We start from the raw sequence: 20,946 nt of genomic DNA, 5'->3' as shown, positions 1-20,946 counted from the left end.
AAGCTGCCAACTCTGTGATCGCGCTGGCACTAACGGCTGGCAGGCGCAGCGGCAAAAATGTGCGCTACGCCTGAAAATGCAGGGATTATTTACCGCACAGTTGCTGGGCGCGATCGACGATCGGCTGCAGGCTCATTTTTTGTCCCGGATGCGCTTTATCGGCGGCGAGGATGGTATCGATGGACTGCAATGTGCCCTGCCCTGCATTGCCGCGCGCCAGCGCTTTATCATTGAGCGGATACTGCAGCAGTGTGCTGGGGTTGATGGCAAACAGCGCGCCATCTTTCTCGCAGGTCAGCATCACCTCTTCACGGGTGAACGGCCACTTATCTTTGCCAATTTCAAAACGGCTGACGGTGATAATCTGCCCGGCGAACGCCTGGCTACACAACGCCATCAGTAACCCAGCTGGAATCAGTTTCTTCAGCAAAATCTCGACCTCATCTCATCTTTTAACAGATTCAGGCCGGCGAAAGCGTGGCAAACACGCTTACCAGCCCGATAACAATCAACGCCAGCAGCAGCTCGAGCTGCGTCAGACGGATAAAAAGTTTCGGTGCCCGGCTGGCGGCCAGGCGAAAACGCGGCACCAGCAGATAGCGATTAAGCAGCGCAATCAGCACCATCAGTGCCACCAGCAACGCTTTGCTCACCAGCAGCTCGCTCCACAGCGTGGCGGTCCAGTTGAGCGGCGTACCGGCAATCAGCAGACTGTTGACCGTGCCGGTAACAATCGCCAGCGCCACGGCCAGATGACCATAGCGTGAAAAGCGCATCATGCTGCGAATGGCATCGGTGCGCCAGGCAATGTTACGCGCCTCGCGCATCAATAGCAGTAGCGGCAGCAGACCACCGGCCCAGAAGGCGGCCGCGATCAGGTGCAGCGCATGATTCCCCTGCTGCAGCAGTCCCGGCATGCCATCGCGCATCGCCGCATGGCCGACGCCCGCCAGTGCCACCAGCTGCAACAGCGCAGTCGCCAGTAACGCCTGCTGGCGCAGATTACCACGCAGGCGCAGCGCCAGCGTGCTGAGCAGGGCAAACAGGATAACCCAGCGCCACACCGCGCCGAAGCGCGTGCCCAGCACCGCCAGCCAGACGTCGATGCTGGTGATGCTGCGCCAGTCGCCGCTCATCAGCCCGGTCTGCGCCGCCAGCATCAACAGCGCACTGAGTAAACTCAGCACGGCGCTGTATCCCATTAGCCGCCGCCAGCGCTGTGTCAGCACCGGTCGGTAGCGCGCCGGCGCCAGCAGCGCGGTATAAAATGCACTGCCGGTCAGCAGAAACAGCGCCAGAAAATGCAGCGCCCGCAGGCCGATCCAGAACGCGTTAAGACTCATTACTTCACGCTGAAGCTGTAGCTACCTTTGGTTTTGTGGCCGTCCACTGACAGCACGTGCCAGTTGACCTGATAATGGCCCGACGCCAGCGGCTGGGCGATCGGCACAATCAGCTGATCGTGCTGCTGCGGATTCAGCTGGGCTTTCTCCAGCGCCACCGGTTGCTGCTGCGCGTTGATCATTTCCACGCCGCTGAATGCCGGTTCAATATCTTCGGTGAATGTCAGGGTGAGTTGCTGCGGCGCGCGCTCCACCACGGCGTTGTCCGCCGGCACCGGGGCTTTCAGGTGGGCATGTGCCAGAGCCAGCTGGCTGAAGCCCAGCGTCGCGCCCGCCAGCAGTAGCGCGATAACGCGCCTGGATGCAGTTTTCATCATCACGTCTTCCCTTTTAACTGCGGCACTGCGCCGCAAATGTGGCAGCAGGATACGCCGCTGCTTTTAGGCTGTCGAGACTTGCGGTGCGATCCAATTCCCTTGATCCAGCAGGGCGAAACCATTATTTTTGCCCCTGTTTATCAGGAGAAAAGCATGAGCCAAAACCTTGCCCTGCTGTCGCAGGAAGAGAAAGACAAAGTAAACGTCGATCTCGCCGCCGCTGGCGTGGCGTTTAAAGAGCGCTATAACATGCCGGTGATCGCCGAGATGGTGGAGCGCGAGCAGCCGGAAGCGCTGCGCGACTGGTTCCGTCAGCGCCTGATGGCCTATCGACAGGCATCGCTCAGCCTCTCCCGCCTGCCCTACGAACCTAAGCAGAAATAATTTATGTTACGCGTAATCGATACGGAAACCTGTGGCCTGCAGGGCGGCGTGGTGGAAGTGGCGTCGGTGGATGTCATTGACGGCCAGATCGTCAATCCGATGAGCGATCTGATCTGCCCGGACCGGCCCATCAGTCGTCAGGCGATGGCGGTGCACCGCATCACTGAAGCCATGGTGGTGGGCAAGCCGACCATCGAAGAGGCGATTGGCCGCTATCACGGTAGCCCGCACTATGTGGCGCATAACGCCAGCTTTGACCGGCGCATGCTGCCGACGATGCCGGGCGAATGGATCTGCACCATGACGCTGGCGCGCCAGCTGTGGCCGGGCATTAAATACGGTAATCAGGCGCTGCGCCACAGCCTCAAACTTGAGGTGTCGCCGCCGGATGATCTGCACGCGCACCGCGCGCTGTACGATTGCTACGTCACCGCCGCGCTACTGATCCGCATTATGGAAACCTCCGGCTGGAGCGCCAGCGAGATGGTGAGTCGCTGCCAGCCGGCGCCGGTCAGCGACGAAGTGTTCCCGTTTGGTAAATATCGTGGTCAGAGCATCGGCAGCATCGCGCGTAAAGATCCGGGCTATCTGCGCTGGGTACTGGAAAATGTACGTGATTTGCGCGCGCCGCTGCGGCAGACGCTGCGCAAATACGTTAAGGACTCTCAGTAATCGCTGCGCGGCGGCAGCGTACCCTGCGCCAGGGCGATCAGGAAAGTGAACTCCTGCGCCACGCCTTCATAGGATTTATAACGTCCTGATTTGCCGCCGTGGCCGGAATCCATATCGGTGCAGAGTAACAGCAGCGCATCGTTGGTGCGCAGCTCACGCAGCTTTGCCACCCACTTCGCCGGTTCCCAGTACTGTACCTGCGAATCGTGCAGCCCGGTGGTCACCAGCAGGTGCGGATACGCCTGCGCTGTCACGTTGTCATACGGGCTGTACTGGCGGATGTAGCGATAGAATTCCGCCTGCTCCGGATTGCCCCACTCATCATATTCACCGGTAGTCAGCGGAATCGACGGATCGAGCATGGTCGTGACCACATCGACAAACGGCACCTGAGCGATCACGCCGTGAAACAGCTGCGGCGCCATATTCAGCACACCGCCCATCAGCAAGCCCCCGGCACTGCCGCCCATGGCGTACAGCTGCTGCGGGTTACCGTAGCCTTTCGCTACCAGCGCTTCAGTGACATCAATGAAGTCGGTGAAGCTGTTCATTTTATGTTGCAGCCGGCCATCGTCATACCACTGCTGGCCCAGCTCGCCGCCGCCGCGCACGTGGATAATCGCGTAGATGAAACCGCGCTCCAGCAAACTGATGCGGCTGGTGCCGAAGCTGGCCTCCATGCTGCTGCCATACGCGCCGTAGCCGTACGCCAGCAGCGGATTGGCGCCGCGCTGAAAGTGTTTACGGTGATAAACCAGTGAGACCGGCACTTCCGTGCCGTCGCGCACCGTGATCCACAGGTGTTCACTTTTGTAGTCGGCAGAGTCAAAGCCCGGCACCGGGGTTTGCTTGAGAATGCGCCGCTCGCCGGTCTCCATGTTCAGTTCGAACAGTGTAGTCGGCGTCGTCATCGACGAGTAGCCGTAACGCAGCGTGTCACTTTCCGGCGTGGGGTTGTAGGCCAGCCAGGTGACATAGGCCGGATCGTCAAAGGCAATACCGTAACTCTCGCCGCTGGCCCAGTTAATCTGGCGCAGAGTATTTACTCCGCGCTGGCGCTCTTCGACCACCAGCCAGTTACGAAACAGCTGGAAATCTTCCATCACTACGTGGTCGCGCGGCGGAATCAGGGTTTGCCAGCGATCTTCAGCCAGCCACGCGCTGCGGTACAGGCCGAAATTTTTGCCGTCGCGGTTGGAGCGAATGAAGAATTGGTGATCATAGTGATCGATGCTGTATTCATGATCGCGCCGCCGCGGACAAAACACCTGCGGCTGTGCGTCCGGATATTCCGCGTCAATCAGCAGAATTTCACTGGTAGTTGTGCTGAACAGCGCGATCAGGATGAAGTGTTCCGAGGTGGTTTTATGCACGCTGAGGTGGAAAGACTCATCCTGCTCTTCATACACCAGCTGATCTTCCGACTGCGGATGCCCCAGTTCGTGACGCCACACCTGATAAGCCAGCAGCGTTTTCGGATGCTTGCGTACGTAGTAGAGGGTGCGTGAGTCGTTGGCCCACGCCACGCTGGAGGACGCGTCGCGCAGCACCTCCGGATACCAGCTGCCGCTGTTGAGATTACGAAAGCGGATGCCGTACTGGCGGCGCGACAGAAAATCTTCCGCCAGCGCCATCACCTGGTTATCCGGGCTGATATCCAGCGTGCCCATGGTGTAAAAATCACTGTGCGCGGCGCGCTGGTTGCCATCTAACAGCAGCTGCCACGGCTGGTCGGCGGGCGCATCCACCGGCTGGCGGAAATAGGCCGCGTACTCATTGCCGGCTTCATAGCGACTTTGATAGCGGTAGCCGTTTCTCACATACGGTACCGAGTGGTCCTGCGCCGGCAGCCGATCGATAATCTCCTTCAGCACCCGATCCTGCAGCGCATCCTGAGAAGCCATCATCGCTTTACCGTAGCGGTTTTCCGCCTCCAGATAAGCCAGTACCTCGGGGTTTTGCCGGTCATCATCACGCAGCCAGAAATAGTTATCGGTGCGCGTTTCGCCGTGTAACGTCATGTGGTGGGGGATTTTTTTCGCTTGCGGCTGATTCATTACAGAGTTTCTCCCTGAAAGACGACATCCTGCAAGCGTGGCACTTCTGGCAGAGGAAGCCAAGCCGGAAACGCACGCGAAGTGTAACCGGAGGCCGCCACAGCCGCCCCCGGCGTGACTCAGGCCGCTTTTTCCGCCGCGATGTCGCGCTGAATACCGTCGCGCACGTCCTGCGGAATTTTTAGCGCATCGCCGAGCGCGGAGAGATAACTGCGTTCCATGAAATGATCGACATCGATCGCCGCGCAGCTAAGGAAATAGAGTTCCAGCGCTTCCTCTTCGTTTTTCACGTCGGCGGCCAGCCACTGCGGATCGAGCGGACGGTTCATTGCCTGCTGAATCAGCGCTTCCGCCTGCGCACCGTAACCGGCCTGATGGATATTCTGCTCGATGGCCGTGCGCTCGCGATCGTCAATGTGCCCGTCGCTTTTCGCAGCAAACACCAGCGCGGTTACCAGTCGCTCCGCGCGCTGGTCGAGCGGCGTCTGCAGCTGGCCAAACGCAGGCTCATCCTGATGGGTTTCACGCACGCGCTGCTTGTATTTATTCCACAGCACCGCGCCTGCCGCGGCGCCGCCACCGACCAGCAGCGCGGTGCCGCCGTATTTGGTTAATAGCTTGCGCGACGATTTGCTGGCAACCAGTAAACCCGCCAGGCCACCGAGCGCGCCGGGTGCCAGCATATCGCTCAGGCCGCCTGATTTGCCGTCACCGCCCTTCTTTGCCAGAACCGATTGAATTTGCTGCAGCCAGTTACTCATCGTTTAACTCCTGTTTAAGTTTCCGCTCACTATGCTGCCGCACGCTGTGTCAGTTAACGTCAGAGCCGGCAAAGTATGGCAAAGCCGGACGTGCGCAATGCGTGAGTACGCAAACGTTTTCGTTTATACTGCGCGCGCATTTTGACTGCTAAGGTGAAATTATGACGACTCTCGGAACCGCGCTGCGTCCTGCCGCAACGCGTGTCATGCTGTTAGGTTCAGGTGAATTGGGCAAAGAGGTGGCGCTGGAGTGTCAGCGTCTCGGGGTGGAAGTGATCGCCGTCGATCGCTATGCCGATGCCCCGGCGATGCACGTTGCGCATCGCAGCCACGTCATTAACATGCTGGACGGTGACGCACTGGCGGCGCTGATTGCGCAGGAGCAGCCCCACTTTGTGGTGCCGGAAATTGAAGCCATCGCCACCGAAAAACTGCTGGAGCTGGAAGCGCAGGGGCAAAAAGTGGTGCCGACGGCCCGTGCTGCGCGTCTGACCATGAACCGCGAAGGCATTCGCCGTCTGGCGGCAGAAGAGCTGGCGTTACCGACCTCAACCTATCAGTTTGCGGATAGCAAAGCGCGTTTCGTCGCGGCCGCGCACGAGATCGGTTTTCCCTGCATCGTGAAACCGGTAATGAGCTCCTCCGGTAAAGGCCAGAGTTTCATTCGCGAAGCCAGCCAGCTGGATCACGCCTGGGATTACGCGCAGCAAGGCGGACGCGCGGGCGCGGGCCGGGTGATTGTCGAGGGCGTCGTGAAGTTCGATTTTGAAATCACCCTGCTGACCATCAGCGCGGTGGACGGCATCCACTTTTGCGCGCCAATTGGTCATCGTCAGGAAGACGGTGATTATCGTGAATCCTGGCAGCCGCAGCAGATGAGCGAACTGGCCCTGCAGCGCGCGCAGGACATCGCCGCTAACGTGGTGAAAGCGCTGGGCGGTTACGGCCTGTTTGGCGTGGAGCTGTTTGTGTGCGGCGACGAGGTGGTGTTCAGCGAAGTCTCTCCGCGTCCGCACGATACCGGTATGGTGACGCTGATTTCGCAGGATCTCTCTGAGTTCGCGCTGCACGTGCGCGCCTTCCTCGGCCTGCCGATTGGCGGCATTCGCCAGTATGGACCGGCTGCTTCGGCGGTGATCCTGCCACAGCTCGATAGCCACAACGTGCAGTTTGTGAATGTGGAAGCCGCACTTGGCGCCGGTTTGCAGCTGCGCCTGTTTGGTAAGCCGGAAATTGCGGGGCAGCGCCGTCTGGGTGTCGCGCTGGCGACCGGTGACAGCACCGATGATGCCGTGGCTCGCGCCATTGCCAGCGCCGCGGCGGTGCAGGTTCAGGGCTGATTGCCCGGGTGGTGAAGCGTTGTCATCACCACCCGTAAAGATGGATTGCTGCCGCGTAGCCTCTGTGCGGCAGCGTTATTACCGATCAGCGGGGGAAGCCGCGCCCGCCACTGCCTCACGCGCCAGCTGCGTAATGCGATCCCAGTCGCCGCTCTCCAGCGCATCGTTTGGCACCAGCCACGAACCGCCAATACACAGCACGCTTTTCAGCGCCAGATAGTCACGATAGTTGGCTGGTGAAATGCCGCCGGTCGGGCAGAAACGCACCTGCGGGAATGGACCACCAATCGCCGCCAGCGCTTTGACGCCGCCGTTCGCCTCTGCCGGGAAGAACTTGAACTCGCGCAAACCATAATCCATACCAACCATCAGTTCCGACACGGTGCTGATGCCAGGAATCAGTGGCACCGGTCCTTCCACCGCCGCCTTGAGCAGCGGTTCGGTGAGCCCCGGGCTAATGACAAACTGCGCACCGGCGTCGGTCACTTCTTTCAGCTGCTGGGTATTGATCACCGTGCCGGCACCCACAATCGCTTCCGGAACTTCTTTGATCATTGCCCGCAGCGCATCCATTGCTACCGGCGTGCGCAGCGTCACTTCCAGCACGCGTACGCCACCTGCGACCAGCGCTTTGGCCATCGGCACCGCATGTTCCAGCTTGTTGACGACAATCACCGGCACAACCGGGCCGGTAGTCAGAATCTGTTCCGCACTCGTTTTCCAGTTCTTCATTACGTTTCCTCAGGAGAGACAGCCCAACGCGCGGTCCGGCTGTCAGAAAGAGAGCCCTACCATACAAGATCGGCCGGACGGACGTCTATTGGATATCATCAATTTTTGAAACCGCGGTTCATTTTTGAATGATTGCCTGGTGCGCATCATTTCGCATCGGTCTGCAGAGTCGCCATTAATGGCGACCAGGATAAACCCTACTGACTGAAAACAAAACGCCCCTGGCGAACAGCGCAGGGGCGTAAATATAAACTTCTCAGTCAGCGATGCAGGAGCGGTTATTCAAACTCGTTCCACGAACGGCCGTCGCGGGTGATCATCGCCACCGAGGCGACCGGGCCCCATGTGCCGGCCTGATACGGTTTGGAGGCGTCGCCATCCGCATTCCACGCTTCAATAATCGAATCGACATAAGTCCACGCCGCTTCGACCTCATCGCGGCGCACAAACAGTGCCTGAATGCCGCGCATGGTTTCCAGCAGCAGACGCTCATAGGCATCCGCCAGATGCGACTGATTGAAGGTTTCGGAGTAGCTCAGATCCAGCTTGGTGGTCTGCAGCTTGTGCTTGTGATCAAGACCCGGCACCTTGTTGAGGATTTCAATATCCACGCCCTCGTCCGGCTGCAGACGAATCGTCAGCTTGTTCTGCGGCAGTTCGGCGTAAGAGTCCTTAAACAGGTTCATTTCCGGGTTTTTGAAGTACACCACCACTTCTGAGCACTTGGTCGGCAGACGCTTACCGGTGCGCAGGTAGAAAGGCACGCCCGCCCAGCGCCAGTTATCGATATCCACGCGGATGGCGACGAAGGTTTCGGTGCTGCTCTGCTTGTTGGCGCCCTCTTCTTCCAGGTAGCCCGGCACTTTTTTGCCCTGCACAAAACCGGCAGTGTACTGACCGCGTACGGTTTTCTCGCGCACGTTGGTCTGGTCGATGCGGCGCAGCGAGCGCAGCACTTTCACCTTCTCATCACGAATCGCGTCAGCACTGAGATCGGACGGCGGCGACATGGCGATCATGGTCAGGATCTGCAGCAGGTGGTTCTGGATCATGTCACGCATCTGGCCGGCTTTGTCGAAGTAACCCCAGCGGCCTTCGATACCCACCTCTTCCGCCACGGTAATCTGCACGTGGTCGATGGTGCGGTTGTCCCAGTTATTGACGAAAATCGAGTTGGCAAAACGCAGCGCCAGCAGGTTGAGCACCGTCTCTTTACCGAGATAATGGTCGATACGGAACACCTGGCTTTCATCAAAGAATTTACCGACGCTGTCGTTAATCTCCTGCGAAGTCTCCAGCGAGGTGCCGAGCGGCTTCTCCATCACCACGCGCGCCGGTTTGGCGTTGAGTTTAGCGGCGCCCAGGCCTTCACAGATGGCGCCAAAGGTGCTCGGCGGCATGGCAAAGTAGTTGATAGTGACGCGGTTTTTCTGATCCAGCATCTTGCCCAGTTTCGAGAAGTGCGAGGTGTCGTTAACGTCGAGGTTGCAGAAGTCGAGACGGCCGCTGAGTTTGTCCCACAGCGCTTCGTCAATCTTCTCCTTCATGAAGGTTTCCAGCGCTTCACGCACCACTTTGGTGTAGGCCTCTTTGTCCCACTCCGCGCGACCCACGCCGATAATGCGCGTAGTATCGTGAATCTGACCGGCTTTCTCCAGCTGATACAGTGAAGGCAACAGTTTCCGGCGTGCAAGATCGCCTTTGGCACCGAAAATCACCAGATCGCATGCCTGGGCTGTTTGTGTTACCGCCATTTTCCTCTCCTCGTTGCAGGATATACCCGGCCTGAGCGTCCTCATCCTGCCGGGTCCTTATTGTAATTTTCTTACAGCACAATGTACTTTTTTCACCGCGCCAGGACAACCCGGCTGCGGTCGGTTACAGGTGATTATCCTGCACCGCCGGGTCGCATTTAACGTGTTGCGAAGTGCGCTAACGCGCCTTTTTCTGTTTCGATGTTTGTCGGGCGAAAACCCGGCAGCGATCAAAGTATGACAAAAAAAGCGCGGTTACATTTGTCCGCCGCTGCGTACGTCAGGCTATTACACGGTATATTCCGCATAATTGGCAGCGATTTCACGCACGGGTGAACGCAAAAAAGTGATTGATGGTCATCGGGTTAACAACATGCTGGATCAAATACAGGCGCAGCTGGCCGCGCTGAGCAAATCAGAACGCAAAGTGGCAGAACAGATTCTGGCCGCGCCGCAGCAGGCGATGCACTCGAGCATTGCCACGCTGGCACAGGCGGCGCAGGTCAGCGAACCGACGGTGAACCGCTTCTGTCACCGCATGGGCACGCGCGGCTTTCCCGATTTCAAGCTGCAGCTGGCACAGAGTCTGGCCAAAGGACCGAGTTGGGTCAGTCGCGATGTCGAAGAAAATGACAGCGTAGAACGCTACAGCCACAAGATTTTTGATTCCGCGCTGGCGGGACTCAGCCGCGTCCGTCAGCAACTGGATATGCAGGTAGTGGCTCAGGCGGTGCAGGCATTGTCACAGGCGCATAAAGTGGCCTTCTTTGGTCTTGGCGCCTCGGCGGTAGTGGCGCATGATGCCACCAATAAATTTCTGCGTTTTAATCTGCCGGTCATCTGGTCCGAGGATATTGTGATCCAGCGCATGAGTTGCATAAATAGTGGACCAAATGACGTGTTTGTTCTGATATCGCATACTGGCCGCACCAAAAATATGATAGAACTGGCTCGTCTGGCGCGTGTAAACGCTTCCACCGTGCTGGCTATCACCTCGCCTGGATCGCCGCTGGCTGAGGAAGCCACGCTGGCGCTGACGCTGGATGTACCGGAAGATACCGACATCTATCTGCCGATGGTTTCCCGCCTGGCGCAGCTCACCGTGGTTGACGTGCTGGCAACCGGTTTTACCCTGGAGCGCGGTACAGCTTTCCGCGAGAATCTCAAACGGGTAAAAGAGGCGTTAAAAGCGTCGCGCCTCGAAAAGCCGGCGCCGGAATCACGTGCACAGCAAAATAATTAACATCACATTCACAATGTGAGTCGAATCACAGCCCCTCGATCATATAGAATGAGTGACCATTGCGTGTCACTTGTGATCGACACGATACTTTGTCAACGGAGTCCTTCATGTCCAGACGTCTCAGAAGAACCAAGATCGTTACAACCCTCGGCCCCGCCACCGATCGCGACAACAACCTCGAAAAAATCATCGCGGCAGGCGCTAACGTTGTGCGACTCAATTTCTCCCACGGCACCCCGGAAGATCATCAACTGCGCGCCGATAAAGTGCGGCAGATTGCGGCCAAACTCGGTCGCCACGTCGCCATTCTTGGCGATCTGCAAGGCCCTAAAATTCGCGTATCAACCTTCAAAGAAGGCAAAGTTTTCCTCAATGTCGGTGACCGCTTCCTGCTGGATGCCAACCTGAGCAAAGGCGAAGGCGACAAAGAGAAAGTCGGTATCGACTATAAAGGCCTGCCGGAAGATGTGGTGCCGGGCGATATCCTGCTGCTGGACGACGGCCGTGTGCAGCTGAAGGTGCTGGAAGTTCAGGGGGTGAAAGTCTTCACCGAAGTGACTGTCGGCGGCCCGCTCTCCAACAATAAAGGCATCAACAAGCTCGGCGGCGGTTTGTCGGCTGAAGCGCTGACCGAAAAAGATAAGCTGGATATCATTACCGCGGCGAAAATTGGCGTCGACTATCTGGCGGTCTCCTTCCCGCGTAACGGCGAAGACATGAACTACGCGCGCCGTCTGGCACGCGATGCCGGCTGCGACGCCAAACTGGTGGCCAAAGTGGAGCGCGCCGAAGCGGTGGCAACGCAGGAAGCGATGGATGACATCATCCTCGCCTCTGACGTGGTGATGGTGGCGCGTGGCGATCTCGGCGTGGAAATTGGCGATCCGGAGCTGGTGGGCATTCAGAAAGCATTGATTCGTCGTGCGCGTCAGCTGAACCGCACCATCATTACTGCTACCCAGATGATGGAGTCGATGATCACCAATCCGATGCCGACCCGCGCGGAAGTGATGGATGTGGCAAACGCCGTGCTGGACGGCACCGATGCGGTGATGCTGTCGGCGGAAACGGCGGCCGGTCAGTATCCGGCGGAAACCGTGTCAGCGATGGCAAAGGTGTGTCTCGGCGCGGAAAAAATTCCAAGCGTGAACGTATCCAAACACCGCCTGGACGTGCAGTTCGACAATATCGAAGAAGCGATTGCCATGTCGGCGATGTACGCCGCTAACCATTTGCAGGGCGTGTCGGCCATCATTACCATGACCGAATCTGGCCGTACCGCACTGATGACGTCGCGTATCACTTCCGGTCTGCCGATCTTCGCAATGTCACGTCATGAACGTACCCTGAACCTGACCGCGCTGTACCGTGGCGTGACGCCGGTGTTCTTTGACAGCAACAACGATGGTGTCGCCGCCGCGCACGATGCAGTTAATCTGCTGCGCGACAAAGGGTTCCTCGTCTCCGGCGACCTGGTGATTGTCACCCAGGGCGACGTGATGGCGACCACCGGCACCACCAACACCAGCCGTGTCCTGCGCGTAGACTGAGTTTTACGCACCTTCTGACAGCGGCTGTAACAACATGGACAAACGCGACTGCCTGGCAGTCGCGTTTTATTTTTCACTGACAAGGAGGCCAGATGGCCCGCTATCAACCCATCAGTCAACTCACCGGGCGCGTGCTGCTGTTTCCGCTCGCGCTGGTGCTGTTTGAGTTCGCGACCTACATCGCCCATGACATGATTCAGCCCGGCATGCTGCTGGTCACCGCCGAGTTTAACGTCGGTCCGGAATGGGTATCCACCTCACTCACTGCCTATCTGATGGGCGGCGTGGTGCTGCAGTGGCTGCTCGGTCCGCTGTCGGATAAATATGGCCGGCGTCCAGTGTTGCTGTTCGGCATTCTGTTCTTTGCCGCCGCCTGTGTTCTCACCACCTGGGTGAGCAACATCGAGCAGTTCGTTACGCTGCGCTTTATCCAGGGCATCAGCCTGTGCTTCATTGGCGCAGTAAGCTATGCCGCAGTGCAGGAGGCGTTTGACGAGGCGTTAGCTGTGCGCATGATGGCGCTGATGGCTAACGTGGCGCTGCTGGCACCGCTGGCGGGTCCGCTGGCCGGTGCCGCCTGGCTAACGGTGGGCGAATGGCGCAGCATGTTCTGGCTGTTTGCGGTTTGCAGCCTGCTGGCGTTTGTGGTGCTGTGGCGCATCATGCCGGAAACCGCCGGCGATCGCAGCCACTCCATTGCGTTACCGAACCTGGCGCGCGGCTACGGACGGCTGACGCGCGATAAGCAGGTGATGTACGGCTCCTTCGCTATCGGCCTGGTGTTCATCCCGATTCTTACCTGGGTGGCGCTGTCGCCGGTGATTCTGATGCATGAAGAGGGCTTATCCCGCCTGCAGTATGCATTGCTGCAATTACCGGTGTTTCTGGCGATGATCGCCGGTAACCTGACGCTGGGCAAACTGGCGGGACGCGTGGCCATCGAGCAACCGGTTAAATTTGCCGCCTGGCCGATTCTGCTCGGCCTGAGCATCGCGCTGGTGGCGAACCTGCTCAACAGCCACAGTTACCTGCTGCTCACCGCCGGCCTTAGCCTGTATGCGTTTGGTGCCGGGATGGTCAACGCCGGGCTGTACCGGCTGACGCTCTATTCCAGCAGCGAAGGCAAAGGCAGCATCGCCGCGATGCTGGGGATGATCAGCATTCTGACGCTGGCGGCAGGGATTGAAGTGGCAAAAAGCGGTTATTTCAGCGGCGGTACGCCGTGGTTCAGCGCGATCAACTTCGTCGCCGGCGTGTTGTGGTTTGGCCTGGTGACGCTGTTCCTGCGCGAGCGCAAGCGGCGCAGTCGCCTGACGAGCGTAGAATAAGTGATGATGAACCGTGCCGGGCGGCACGGTTCAGCGCGCGTTAGCTATTTACGCGGGTACAAATCCTTTCGCGCGTAAGGCTCAATATCCCCTTCTTTACGCGTCTTCAGCAGTTTGAGAATCCACGTGTACTGCTCCGGATGCGGACGCACGAAGATTTCCACCTCTTCGTTCATGCGCCGCGCCAGCGTGGTGTCATCGGCATCCAGCAAATCGTCCATCGGCGGGCGCACATAAATCTCCAGCTTGTGCGTCGCGCTGTTATACACCGGGAACAGCGGCACTACGCGCGCACGGCATACTTTCATCAGACGCCCGACCGCCGGCAATGTCGCTTTATAGGTAGCAAAGAAATCGACAAACTCGCTGTGCTCAGCACCGTGGTCCTGGTCCGGCAGATAGTAGCCGTAATAGCCCTGACGCACCGAGGCGATAAACGGTTTGATGCCGTCGTTGCGCGCGTGCATGCGGCCGCCAAAACGGCGACGCACAGTGTTCCAGATATAATCCATCAGCGGATCGCTTTGATTGTGGAACATCGCCGCCATCATCTGACCTTCCGAGGCCAGCAGCATCGCCGGAATATCCACGCCCCAGCCGTGCGGCACGAGGAAAATCACGTTCTCATGATTCTCCTGCAGCGCCGTGATGATCTCGCGGCCGTGCCACTCAACGCGCTGGCGCACGCGTTCAGGATTACGCATCCCCAGCTCGGCCATCATCACCATCGCCTGCGGTGCGGTGGCAAACATACGATCAGCAATCTCTTCGCGCTGCGCTTCGCTAAGCTCCGGCAGGCAATAGTAGAGATTGATCAGCGCACGGCGGCGCGCACTTTTCGCCAGCTTGCCGGCAAACTTACCCAGCCCGCCCAGCACCGGATCGCGCACCCTGGCCGGCAGCATCGCCATACCGGCCAGCGCACCAATCGCCAGCCAGCTGCCCCAGTATTTCGGCTTTAAAAAAGAACGTTGAAAAACGGGAATAAACTCACTGTTATTTTTTTTTCGGGTTTCCATGCACTCGCCTCTGACAATGACGGCTCAATAATAGTGACGGCAGGTAATTTTGCAATCTTCACAGGCCAGATAGCAAAAAACCGACGAAGAATCCGTCGGTTTTTGCGCGTTTGCCCGGAAATTAACGTTATTTCAGCGTCAGCTGTGGCAGATAACTCTTCACCTGCGCCAGATAGGTGCTGCGATCTTTACCAGTCAGCCCTTCCATGCGCGGCAGCTTCGCCGTCAGCGGGTTGACCGCCTGGTTGTTGATCCACACTTCATAATGCAGATGCGGTCCGGTAGAGCGACCGGTGTTACCGGAAAGCGCGATGCGATCGCCGCGTTTCACTTTCTGTCCCGGTTTCACCAGCGCTTTGCTCAGATGCATGTAGCGGGTCATGTACTGGCGACCGTGACGGATCGCGACGTAGTTGCCGGCGGCTCCGCCGTTTTTCGCGATCACCACTTCGCCATCGCCGACAGCCAGCACAGGCGTACCAATCGGCAGCGCAAAATCGACGCCTTTGTGCGGCGCGATGCGCCCGGTCACCGGATTGAGGCGGCGCGGATTGAAGTTTGACGAGACACGGTACTGCTTGACCGTCGGGAAGCGCATGAAGCCCCGCGCAAGACCGGAGCCGTTGCGGTCATAGAACTTGCCGTCTTCCGCGCGGAAAGCGTAGTAATCTTTACCGCCGGTGCGCAGGCGCACGCCGAGCAGCTGGCTCTGCGCACTCTTGCCGTCCAGCATCTCACGCGACATCAGTACGCTAAAGTCATCGCCGGCGCGCAGTTTGCGGAAATCCATCTGCCACTGCATGGCTTTAATCACGCTGCTGGTTTCGGCGCTGGTCAGGCCGGCGCGCTGGGCGCTGGCGGCGAAACTGCCGCGCACTTCGCCTTTCAGAACGCTGTTCTGCCATTCACCCTTCTGCATCTCCTGCTGCATCTTAAAGCTGCCGTTCGGCTGACGCGCGTAGGTGCGGGTTTCACGCCGATCAATCTCCCAGGTGAAGTCCTGCAGCGCGCCATCAGCATCCAGCGTCCAGCTCAGCTGCTGTCCCACGCGCAAATTACGCAAACTCTTGTCGCTGCTGACCAGCGCGTTGATGTCACCGAGATCGATACCGTACTGATTAAGCGCGCTGCTCAGCGTATCGCCTGAGGATACGGTGTAATCATGCTGATCGGGATTGACCGGTACGTCTTTGTCGATGTCATCCGACGGGATTTCGTCTTCCGGTTCCGCCGTGGTTTGATCGATCGGTTCACTGGCTTCCGGCAGCAGCGTGCGCAGTTCATTTTTGTCCAGCGTGATGTCTTTCACGATGGGCGCAACATCGCGGGGATGATAGACGTAAGGCCGCCAGACAGCGACGGCCAGTGTAACAACGGTGAGTGACCCCAGCATAACGCGGTGGGGGCGCGGCAAATTATTAAATGCGAGGGCGACAGAGCGGGCTATCTGCTGCACTTTTACCTATTCCTCTATGCTCCATTCAGGCAGCTCGCATACTGGCTTGACAGCTGTGAGAGGAATTTCACGTAGCTGTCTTTGGTTAAGCTGATTCCCATGCCTAACGGGTCGAGGGTGCCTTTACGCACGCTGGTTCCGCGAGACACGGCATCGATGACCGCCGGCCTGAATTGTGGTTCAGCAAAAACGCAGACTGCTTTCTGCTCAACCAACTGTGTTCGTATTTGATGTAAACGCTGGGCGCCCGGCTGGATCTCAGGATTGACGGTAAAATGACCTAATGGTGATAAACCGTAATGTTTCTCAAAGTAGCTGTAAGCGTCGTGAAAAACGAAATAACCCTTGTTCCGTACCGGCGCGAGTTGTGCGCCAATCCGTTTGTCTGTGTCCGCCAATTGTGCCTCAAACTGCTGCAGGTTGGCGTCAAGTTTGGCTTTGCTTTGCGGCATAAGTTCCAATAATTTTCCGTGGATTGCAACAGCAGATTGTTTCGCAATCTCCGGCGACATCCACAGGTGCATATTAAACTCGCCGTGGTGGTGATGAGTATGAGACGGGTCTTGCTTCTCAGAATTGTCTGAGTCATGGTCGTGATCGTGACCGTGCTCATGTTCGTCCTCATCTTCACCACCGCTAATCAATAGCGGTTTTACGCCAGGCAAGGCGGCAATTTCAAGGTTTTTACTGGCTGGTAACTCTCCGGCGGACTTCGTCAGAAAGGCTTCCATCTCCGGACCGGTCCATACTACTAAGTCAGCGTTTTTAATACGTTTTACATCGTATGGCCGTAAGGCATAATCGTGCTCTGAGGCACCGTCCGGCAGCAATACTTCAACCGGCGTAATGCCATCGGCAATGGCGGCTGCGATAAATCCGAGAGGCTTGATTGAAGCCACCACCGCAGACTGCGCGGAAAACGTGGTGGCGAGGCCGATCGCCGCCGCAGAAAGGGTAAAAGCCAGGCGCTTTTTATTGTGTAACATAATGCGTCATTCCATCGTGACCAGGTGATGGAATGTGATATTATAACATTCGAAATTCAATGCAACCTGTAAATATTATGTCGTCACTTGTTACACTCGAAAACATTTCGGTGAAGTTTGGCCAGCGCGCGGTGCTGGCAGGCATCAGCCTGTCACTGCAGCCGGGCAAAATTCTCACCCTGCTGGGTCCCAATGGAGCCGGCAAGTCCACGCTGGTGCGCACGGTACTCGGCCTGCTCACGCCAGACAGCGGCAGCGTCCGCCGCGCGCCGGGGCTGCGTATTGGCTATGTGCCGCAAAAGCTGCACATCGATCCGACGCTGCCGATCAGCGTAGAGCGCTTTATGCGTCTGACGCGCGGCAGTCGCCGTGACGATATTCTGCCGGCGCTGAAGCGGGTGCAGGCCGGCCATCTGTTGCAGTCACCGCTGCAAAAACTGTCTGGTGGCGAAACGCAGCGCGTGCTGCTGGCGCGCGCCCTGCTCAACCAGCCGCAGCTGCTGGTACTGGACGAACCGACGCAGGGCGTGGATGTTAACGGCCAGGTGGCGCTCTACGATTTGATCGATCAACTGCGACGCGAGCTCAACTGCGGCGTGCTGATGGTGTCGCACGACCTGCATCTGGTGATGGCAAAGACCGACGAAGTGCTGTGCCTCAACCATCACATCTGCTGTTCCGGCACGCCGGAAGCCGTCTCGCAGCACCCGGAATTCATCGCCATGTTTGGCCCGCGCGGCGCACAGCAGCTGGCGATTTACCGTCATCACCATAATCACCGTCACGATTTACAGGGACGCATTGTTCTGCGCAAAGGAAACGGCCCGTCATGATTGAACTGTTATTACCTGGCTGGCTGGGCGGCGTATTGCTGGCCCTGGCGGCCGGTCCGCTCGGCTCTTTTGTCGTCTGGCGCCGCATGTCATATTTCGGTGATACCCTCGCCCACGCCTCTCTGCTCGGCGTGGCGTTTGGTCTGCTGCTCAACGTGAACCCCTATTATGCGGTGATTCTGGTGACAGTGTGCCTGGCGCTCGGGCTGGTGTGGCTGGAGCGACGCCCGCATCTGGCGATCGATACGCTGTTAGGGATTATGGCGCACAGCGCGCTGTCGCTGGGTCTGGTGGTGGTCAGTCTGATGCAGGGCGTGCGCGTTGATTTGATGGCCTATCTGTTTGGCGATTTGCTGGCGATCACCCCGGACGATTTGTCGCTGATGGCGGGCGGCGTGGCAATCGTGCTGGTGGTGATGGCGTGGCAATGGCGTTCGCTGCTGTCGATGACCATCAGTCCAGAGCTGGCGCAGGTAGACGGCGTAAACATTCAGCGTACCCGCCTGATGCTGATGCTGGTAACCGCGCTGACCATTGGTGTGGCGATGAAATTTGTAGGCGCACTGATCATTACTTCACTGCTGATCATTCCGGCCGCCACGGCGCGACGCTTCTCGCGTTCGCCAGAGCAGATGGCCGGCTTTGCGGTGCTTATCGGCATCATAGCCGTCACCGGTGGCCTGACCTTCTCTGCCAGCTACGATACCCCGGCCGGTCCGTCGGTGGTGCTGTGTGCTGCGGTACTGTTCATTATCAGCATGGCAAAAAAACCGGCGGCGTGACGCCGGTTACTCTTCGCGGCTGATGCCGAAATGCTTATAGGCGTGCTGCGTGGCCATCCGGCCGCGCGGCGTGCGCTGAATAAAGCCTTGCTGGATCAGGAAGGGTTCGATAACGTCCTCGATGGTTTCACGCTCCTCACCAATCGCCGCCGCCAGGTTATCCAGCCCCACCGGACCGCCCATGAACTTGTCGATGATCGCCAGCAGTAGCTTGCGGTCCATATAGTCGAAGCCCTGATTGTCCACATTGAGCATATCCAGTGCGCTGGCGGCGACTTCGCCACTCATGTTGCCGCTGGCGCGCACTTCGGCGAAGTCACGTACACGGCGCAGCAGGCGGTTGGCGATACGCGGCGTACCGCGCGCACGACGCGCCACTTCCAGCGCGCCCTCTTCGCTCAGCGTCAGACCGAGACAGGCGGCGCTGCGGCCGACAATGTGCTGCAGGTCCGGCACGTTGTAGAACTCCAGGCGCTGCACGATCCCAAAGCGATCGCGCAGCGGTGAGGTGAGCGAGCCCGCACGGGTAGTAGCGCCAATCAGGGTAAACGGCGGCAAATCCAGTTTGATCGAGCGCGCCGCAGGTCCGTCACCGATCATGATATCCAGCTGATAATCTTCCATCGCCGGATACAGCACCTCTTCCACTACCGGCGACAGGCGATGAATTTCATCGATAAACAGGACGTCGTGCGGTTCAAGGTTGGTGAGCATCGCCGCCAGGTCACCGGCCTTTTCCAGCACCGGACCGGACGTGGTGCGCAGATTGACGCCCATCTCATTAGCCACGATGTTGGCCAGCGTGGTTTTACCCAGCCCGGGCGGACCAAAGATCAGCAGGTGGTCCAGCGCATCGCCGCGCAGTTTGGCGGCCTGGATGAAAATCTCCATCTGCTCGCGCACCTGCGGCTGCCCGACATATTCCGTCAGCAGTTTGGGGCGAATAGCGCGGTCGAGGCTCTCTTCCTCAGTGAAAGAACTGCCCGAGACCAGGCGGTCGGCTTCAATCATGCATTACCTCAAATAGCAGCGCGCAGGGCTTCGCGAATCAGGGTTTCACAATCCGCATCTGGTTTGCCAACCTTGCTGACCATACGGCTGGCTTCCTGCGGTTTATAACCCAGCGCTACCAGCGCCGCAACTGCTTCAGCCTCGGCGTCGTTGTTATCCTGCTGTGCCGACGGCGTGGTCAGGGTAAACGCCGAGTCGCCGCCAAACAGGTCGCCGTGCATGCCTTTGAAGCGATCTTTCATCTCAACCACCAGACGCTCAGCGGTTTTCTTGCCCACGCCCGGCAGCTTCACCAGCGAGGCGATCTCTTCGCGCTCCACCGCCGTGACAAACTGCTGCGCCGACATGCCGGAAAGAATCGCCAGTGCCAGTTTGGGCCCGACGCCGTTGACTTTGATCAGCTCACGGAACAGCGCCCGCTCCTGCTTACTGTTAAACCCGAACAGCAGCTGCGCATCTTCCCGCACCACAAACTGGGTGAAGATAATTGCTTCCTGGTTGATGTCCGGCAGCTCGTAAAAGCAGGTCATTGGCAGGTGCACTTCGTAACCCACACCGTGCGCCTCAATCAGCACCAGCGGCGGCTGTTTTTCCAGAATAATGCCTCGTAAACGACCAATCACCTGAGCAATTCCTTAGTGTATGTGTAAGCGTCTGAATCATCGGCCTCCTGCCACACCGCGCTCAACCGCGCGCCTGCTGGAGGTAAAATGTCGGCTATGTATATCATAAAAAAGGCTGGATGCATATCCAGCCTATTGAATGGCCACGCTTTTGCTAACCGGATCGCAAACGTCCGCGCGTCAGTACCAGTTTGCTGTCGCTCATGCGCGCCGCATTCTGGCTGACGTGGCAATGGGTGATGGCGATGGCCAGCGCATCGGCGGCATCCGCCTGCGGATTGGCCGGCAGTTTGAGCAGCGTGCGCACCATGTGCTGCACCTGGCTTTTTTCCGCGCTGCCGATGCCGGTTACCGTCTGCTTCACCTGACGGGCCGCATACTCGAACACCGGCAGATCAAGATTAACCGCTGCGACAATTGCCGCGCCACGCGCCTGCCCCAGCTTGAGCGCCGAGTCCGCGTTCTTCGCCATAAACACCTGCTCAATGGCGAAGTAATCCGGCGCGAACTGGGTGATGATTTCGCTGACGCCAGCGTAAATCAGTTTGAGGCGGGAAGGCAGATCGGTGACGTTAGTGCGGATGCAGCCGCTGCCCAGATAGCTGAGCTGGCGGCCGGTCTGGCGGATGACACCGTAGCCGGTGACGCGCGAGCCGGGGTCAATCCCGAGTATTATCGCCATAGCGCGTCTCCGT

General features: G+C 58.5%; 21 protein-coding genes. 8 read left to right on the top strand and 13 right to left on the bottom strand.

Translation table 11 applies throughout. From position 1 onward, the window contains the following. Nucleotides 1–85: 85 nt before the first annotated feature. Genes C1N84_RS08345 through copC form a run of 3 tightly spaced genes read right to left on the bottom strand, consistent with a single transcriptional unit; the run spans nt 86 to nt 1,720 of the window. Nucleotides 86–433: a YebY family protein gene (locus C1N84_RS08345; RefSeq protein ID WP_031280196.1), complete on the bottom strand. Its 348-nt coding sequence runs from the start codon at nt 431–433 to the stop codon at nt 86–88. A 28-nt stretch (nt 434–461) separates the two neighbouring features. Beyond that, on the bottom strand, nt 462–1,343 hold the full coding sequence (gene copD / locus C1N84_RS08340; protein WP_211724382.1) for a copper homeostasis membrane protein CopD: 882 nt from the start codon (nt 1,341–1,343) through the stop codon (nt 462–464). Then, complete coding sequence (gene copC, locus C1N84_RS08335; protein ID WP_058757520.1) at nt 1,343–1,720, bottom strand: copper homeostasis periplasmic binding protein CopC; 378 nt, start codon at nt 1,718–1,720, stop codon at nt 1,343–1,345. Before copC ends, copD begins: the two co-directional genes overlap by 1 nt. Before the next feature lie 153 nt (nt 1,721–1,873). Between copC and C1N84_RS08330 the strand changes: the two genes are divergently transcribed. Together C1N84_RS08330 and exoX are read left to right on the top strand one after the other, a co-directional pair. Continuing rightward, nucleotides 1,874–2,104, top strand: coding sequence for a DNA polymerase III subunit theta (locus C1N84_RS08330; protein ID WP_010616356.1), 231 nt, complete (start codon nt 1,874–1,876; stop codon nt 2,102–2,104). Between the two features lie 3 nt (nt 2,105–2,107). Further along, nucleotides 2,108–2,776: an exodeoxyribonuclease X gene (gene exoX / locus C1N84_RS08325; protein ID WP_104093225.1), complete on the top strand. Its 669-nt coding sequence runs from the start codon at nt 2,108–2,110 to the stop codon at nt 2,774–2,776. On the opposite strand, the gene C1N84_RS08320 is transcribed toward exoX, so the two are convergent. Continuing rightward, nucleotides 2,770–4,833, bottom strand: a complete 2,064-nt coding sequence (locus tag C1N84_RS08320; protein WP_104188976.1) for a prolyl oligopeptidase family serine peptidase — start codon at nt 4,831–4,833, stop codon at nt 2,770–2,772. The genes exoX and C1N84_RS08320 overlap by 7 nt on opposite strands. Nucleotides 4,834–4,952: 119 nt before the next feature. Beyond that, nucleotides 4,953–5,594, bottom strand: a complete 642-nt coding sequence (locus C1N84_RS08315) for a tellurite resistance TerB family protein (protein WP_058757517.1) — start codon at nt 5,592–5,594, stop codon at nt 4,953–4,955. Between the two features lie 161 nt (nt 5,595–5,755). On the opposite strand from C1N84_RS08315, the gene purT reads away from it, so the two are divergent. Beyond that, entirely contained in the window at nt 5,756–6,934 is a 1,179-nt protein-coding gene (purT, locus tag C1N84_RS08310) for a formate-dependent phosphoribosylglycinamide formyltransferase (RefSeq protein ID WP_031280195.1), read from the top strand. 78 nt (nt 6,935–7,012) lie between these two features. On the opposite strand, the gene C1N84_RS08305 is transcribed toward purT, so the two are convergent. After that, nucleotides 7,013–7,666 carry a bifunctional 4-hydroxy-2-oxoglutarate aldolase/2-dehydro-3-deoxy-phosphogluconate aldolase gene (locus tag C1N84_RS08305; RefSeq protein WP_211724379.1) on the bottom strand — a complete coding sequence of 218 codons (654 nt, stop codon included), beginning with the start codon at nt 7,664–7,666 and terminating at the stop codon, nt 7,013–7,015. Nucleotides 7,667–7,944: 278 nt separating this feature from the next. Further along, entirely contained in the window at nt 7,945–9,420 is a 1,476-nt protein-coding gene (gene zwf / locus C1N84_RS08300; protein WP_021509979.1) for a glucose-6-phosphate dehydrogenase, read from the bottom strand. 373 nt (nt 9,421–9,793) lie between these two features. Between zwf and C1N84_RS08295 the strand changes: the two genes are divergently transcribed. The 3 genes from C1N84_RS08295 (at nt 9,794) to C1N84_RS08285 (ending at nt 13,541) form a co-directional block, all read left to right on the top strand. Beyond that, nucleotides 9,794–10,663: a MurR/RpiR family transcriptional regulator gene (locus tag C1N84_RS08295; protein ID WP_264443284.1), complete on the top strand. Its 870-nt coding sequence runs from the start codon at nt 9,794–9,796 to the stop codon at nt 10,661–10,663. Nucleotides 10,664–10,770: 107 nt separating this feature from the next. Continuing rightward, entirely contained in the window at nt 10,771–12,213 is a 1,443-nt protein-coding gene (pyk, locus tag C1N84_RS08290; protein ID WP_021509977.1) for a pyruvate kinase, read from the top strand. A gap of 92 nt (nt 12,214–12,305) precedes the next feature. Further along, a complete protein-coding gene (locus C1N84_RS08285; RefSeq protein WP_127834161.1) occupies nt 12,306–13,541 on the top strand; it encodes an MFS transporter in 1,236 nt (411 codons plus the stop codon). Nucleotides 13,542–13,585: 44 nt separating this feature from the next. Here the strand turns inward: C1N84_RS08285 and lpxM are convergent, their stop codons facing one another. From lpxM to znuA, 3 genes are all read right to left on the bottom strand, one after another. Then, nucleotides 13,586–14,560, bottom strand: a complete 975-nt coding sequence (gene lpxM, locus C1N84_RS08280; RefSeq protein WP_058757512.1) for a lauroyl-Kdo(2)-lipid IV(A) myristoyltransferase — start codon at nt 14,558–14,560, stop codon at nt 13,586–13,588. Nucleotides 14,561–14,687: 127 nt separating this feature from the next. Beyond that, nucleotides 14,688–16,016, bottom strand: a complete 1,329-nt coding sequence (mepM, locus tag C1N84_RS08275; protein WP_031280193.1) for a murein DD-endopeptidase MepM — start codon at nt 16,014–16,016, stop codon at nt 14,688–14,690. Nucleotides 16,017–16,030: 14 nt separating this feature from the next. Beyond that, a complete protein-coding gene (gene znuA / locus C1N84_RS08270) occupies nt 16,031–17,002 on the bottom strand; it encodes a zinc ABC transporter substrate-binding protein ZnuA (RefSeq protein ID WP_264443279.1) in 972 nt (323 codons plus the stop codon). A gap of 77 nt (nt 17,003–17,079) precedes the next feature. Here znuA and znuC point away from each other — a divergent pair, with 77 nt between their 5' ends. Further along, complete coding sequence (gene znuC / locus C1N84_RS08265) at nt 17,080–17,835, top strand: zinc ABC transporter ATP-binding protein ZnuC (RefSeq protein ID WP_058774752.1); 756 nt, start codon at nt 17,080–17,082, stop codon at nt 17,833–17,835. Next, nucleotides 17,832–18,617, top strand: a complete 786-nt coding sequence (znuB, locus tag C1N84_RS08260) for a zinc ABC transporter permease subunit ZnuB (RefSeq protein ID WP_021509971.1) — start codon at nt 17,832–17,834, stop codon at nt 18,615–18,617. Before znuC ends, znuB begins: the two co-directional genes overlap by 4 nt. A 6-nt stretch (nt 18,618–18,623) precedes the next feature. Here znuB and ruvB read toward each other — a convergent pair whose 3' ends face one another. The 3 genes from ruvB to ruvC form a co-directional block, all read right to left on the bottom strand. After that, nucleotides 18,624–19,628 (bottom strand): Holliday junction branch migration DNA helicase RuvB, encoded by a 1,005-nt coding sequence (gene ruvB / locus C1N84_RS08255; RefSeq protein WP_021509970.1) that lies wholly within the window; start codon nt 19,626–19,628, stop codon nt 18,624–18,626. Nucleotides 19,629–19,636: 8 nt separating this feature from the next. Then, nucleotides 19,637–20,251 carry a Holliday junction branch migration protein RuvA gene (ruvA, locus tag C1N84_RS08250; protein WP_021509969.1) on the bottom strand — a complete coding sequence of 205 codons (615 nt, stop codon included), beginning with the start codon at nt 20,249–20,251 and terminating at the stop codon, nt 19,637–19,639. Between the two features lie 154 nt (nt 20,252–20,405). After that, complete coding sequence (ruvC, locus tag C1N84_RS08245) at nt 20,406–20,933, bottom strand: crossover junction endodeoxyribonuclease RuvC (RefSeq protein ID WP_021509968.1); 528 nt, start codon at nt 20,931–20,933, stop codon at nt 20,406–20,408. Between the last annotated feature and the right edge of the window lie 13 nt (nt 20,934–20,946).

Source organism: Pantoea sp. SGAir0418, from assembly GCF_043529865.1.
Note: the sequence above shows the minus strand (reverse complement) of the source record. Positions and strands in the feature narration are given on the sequence as shown.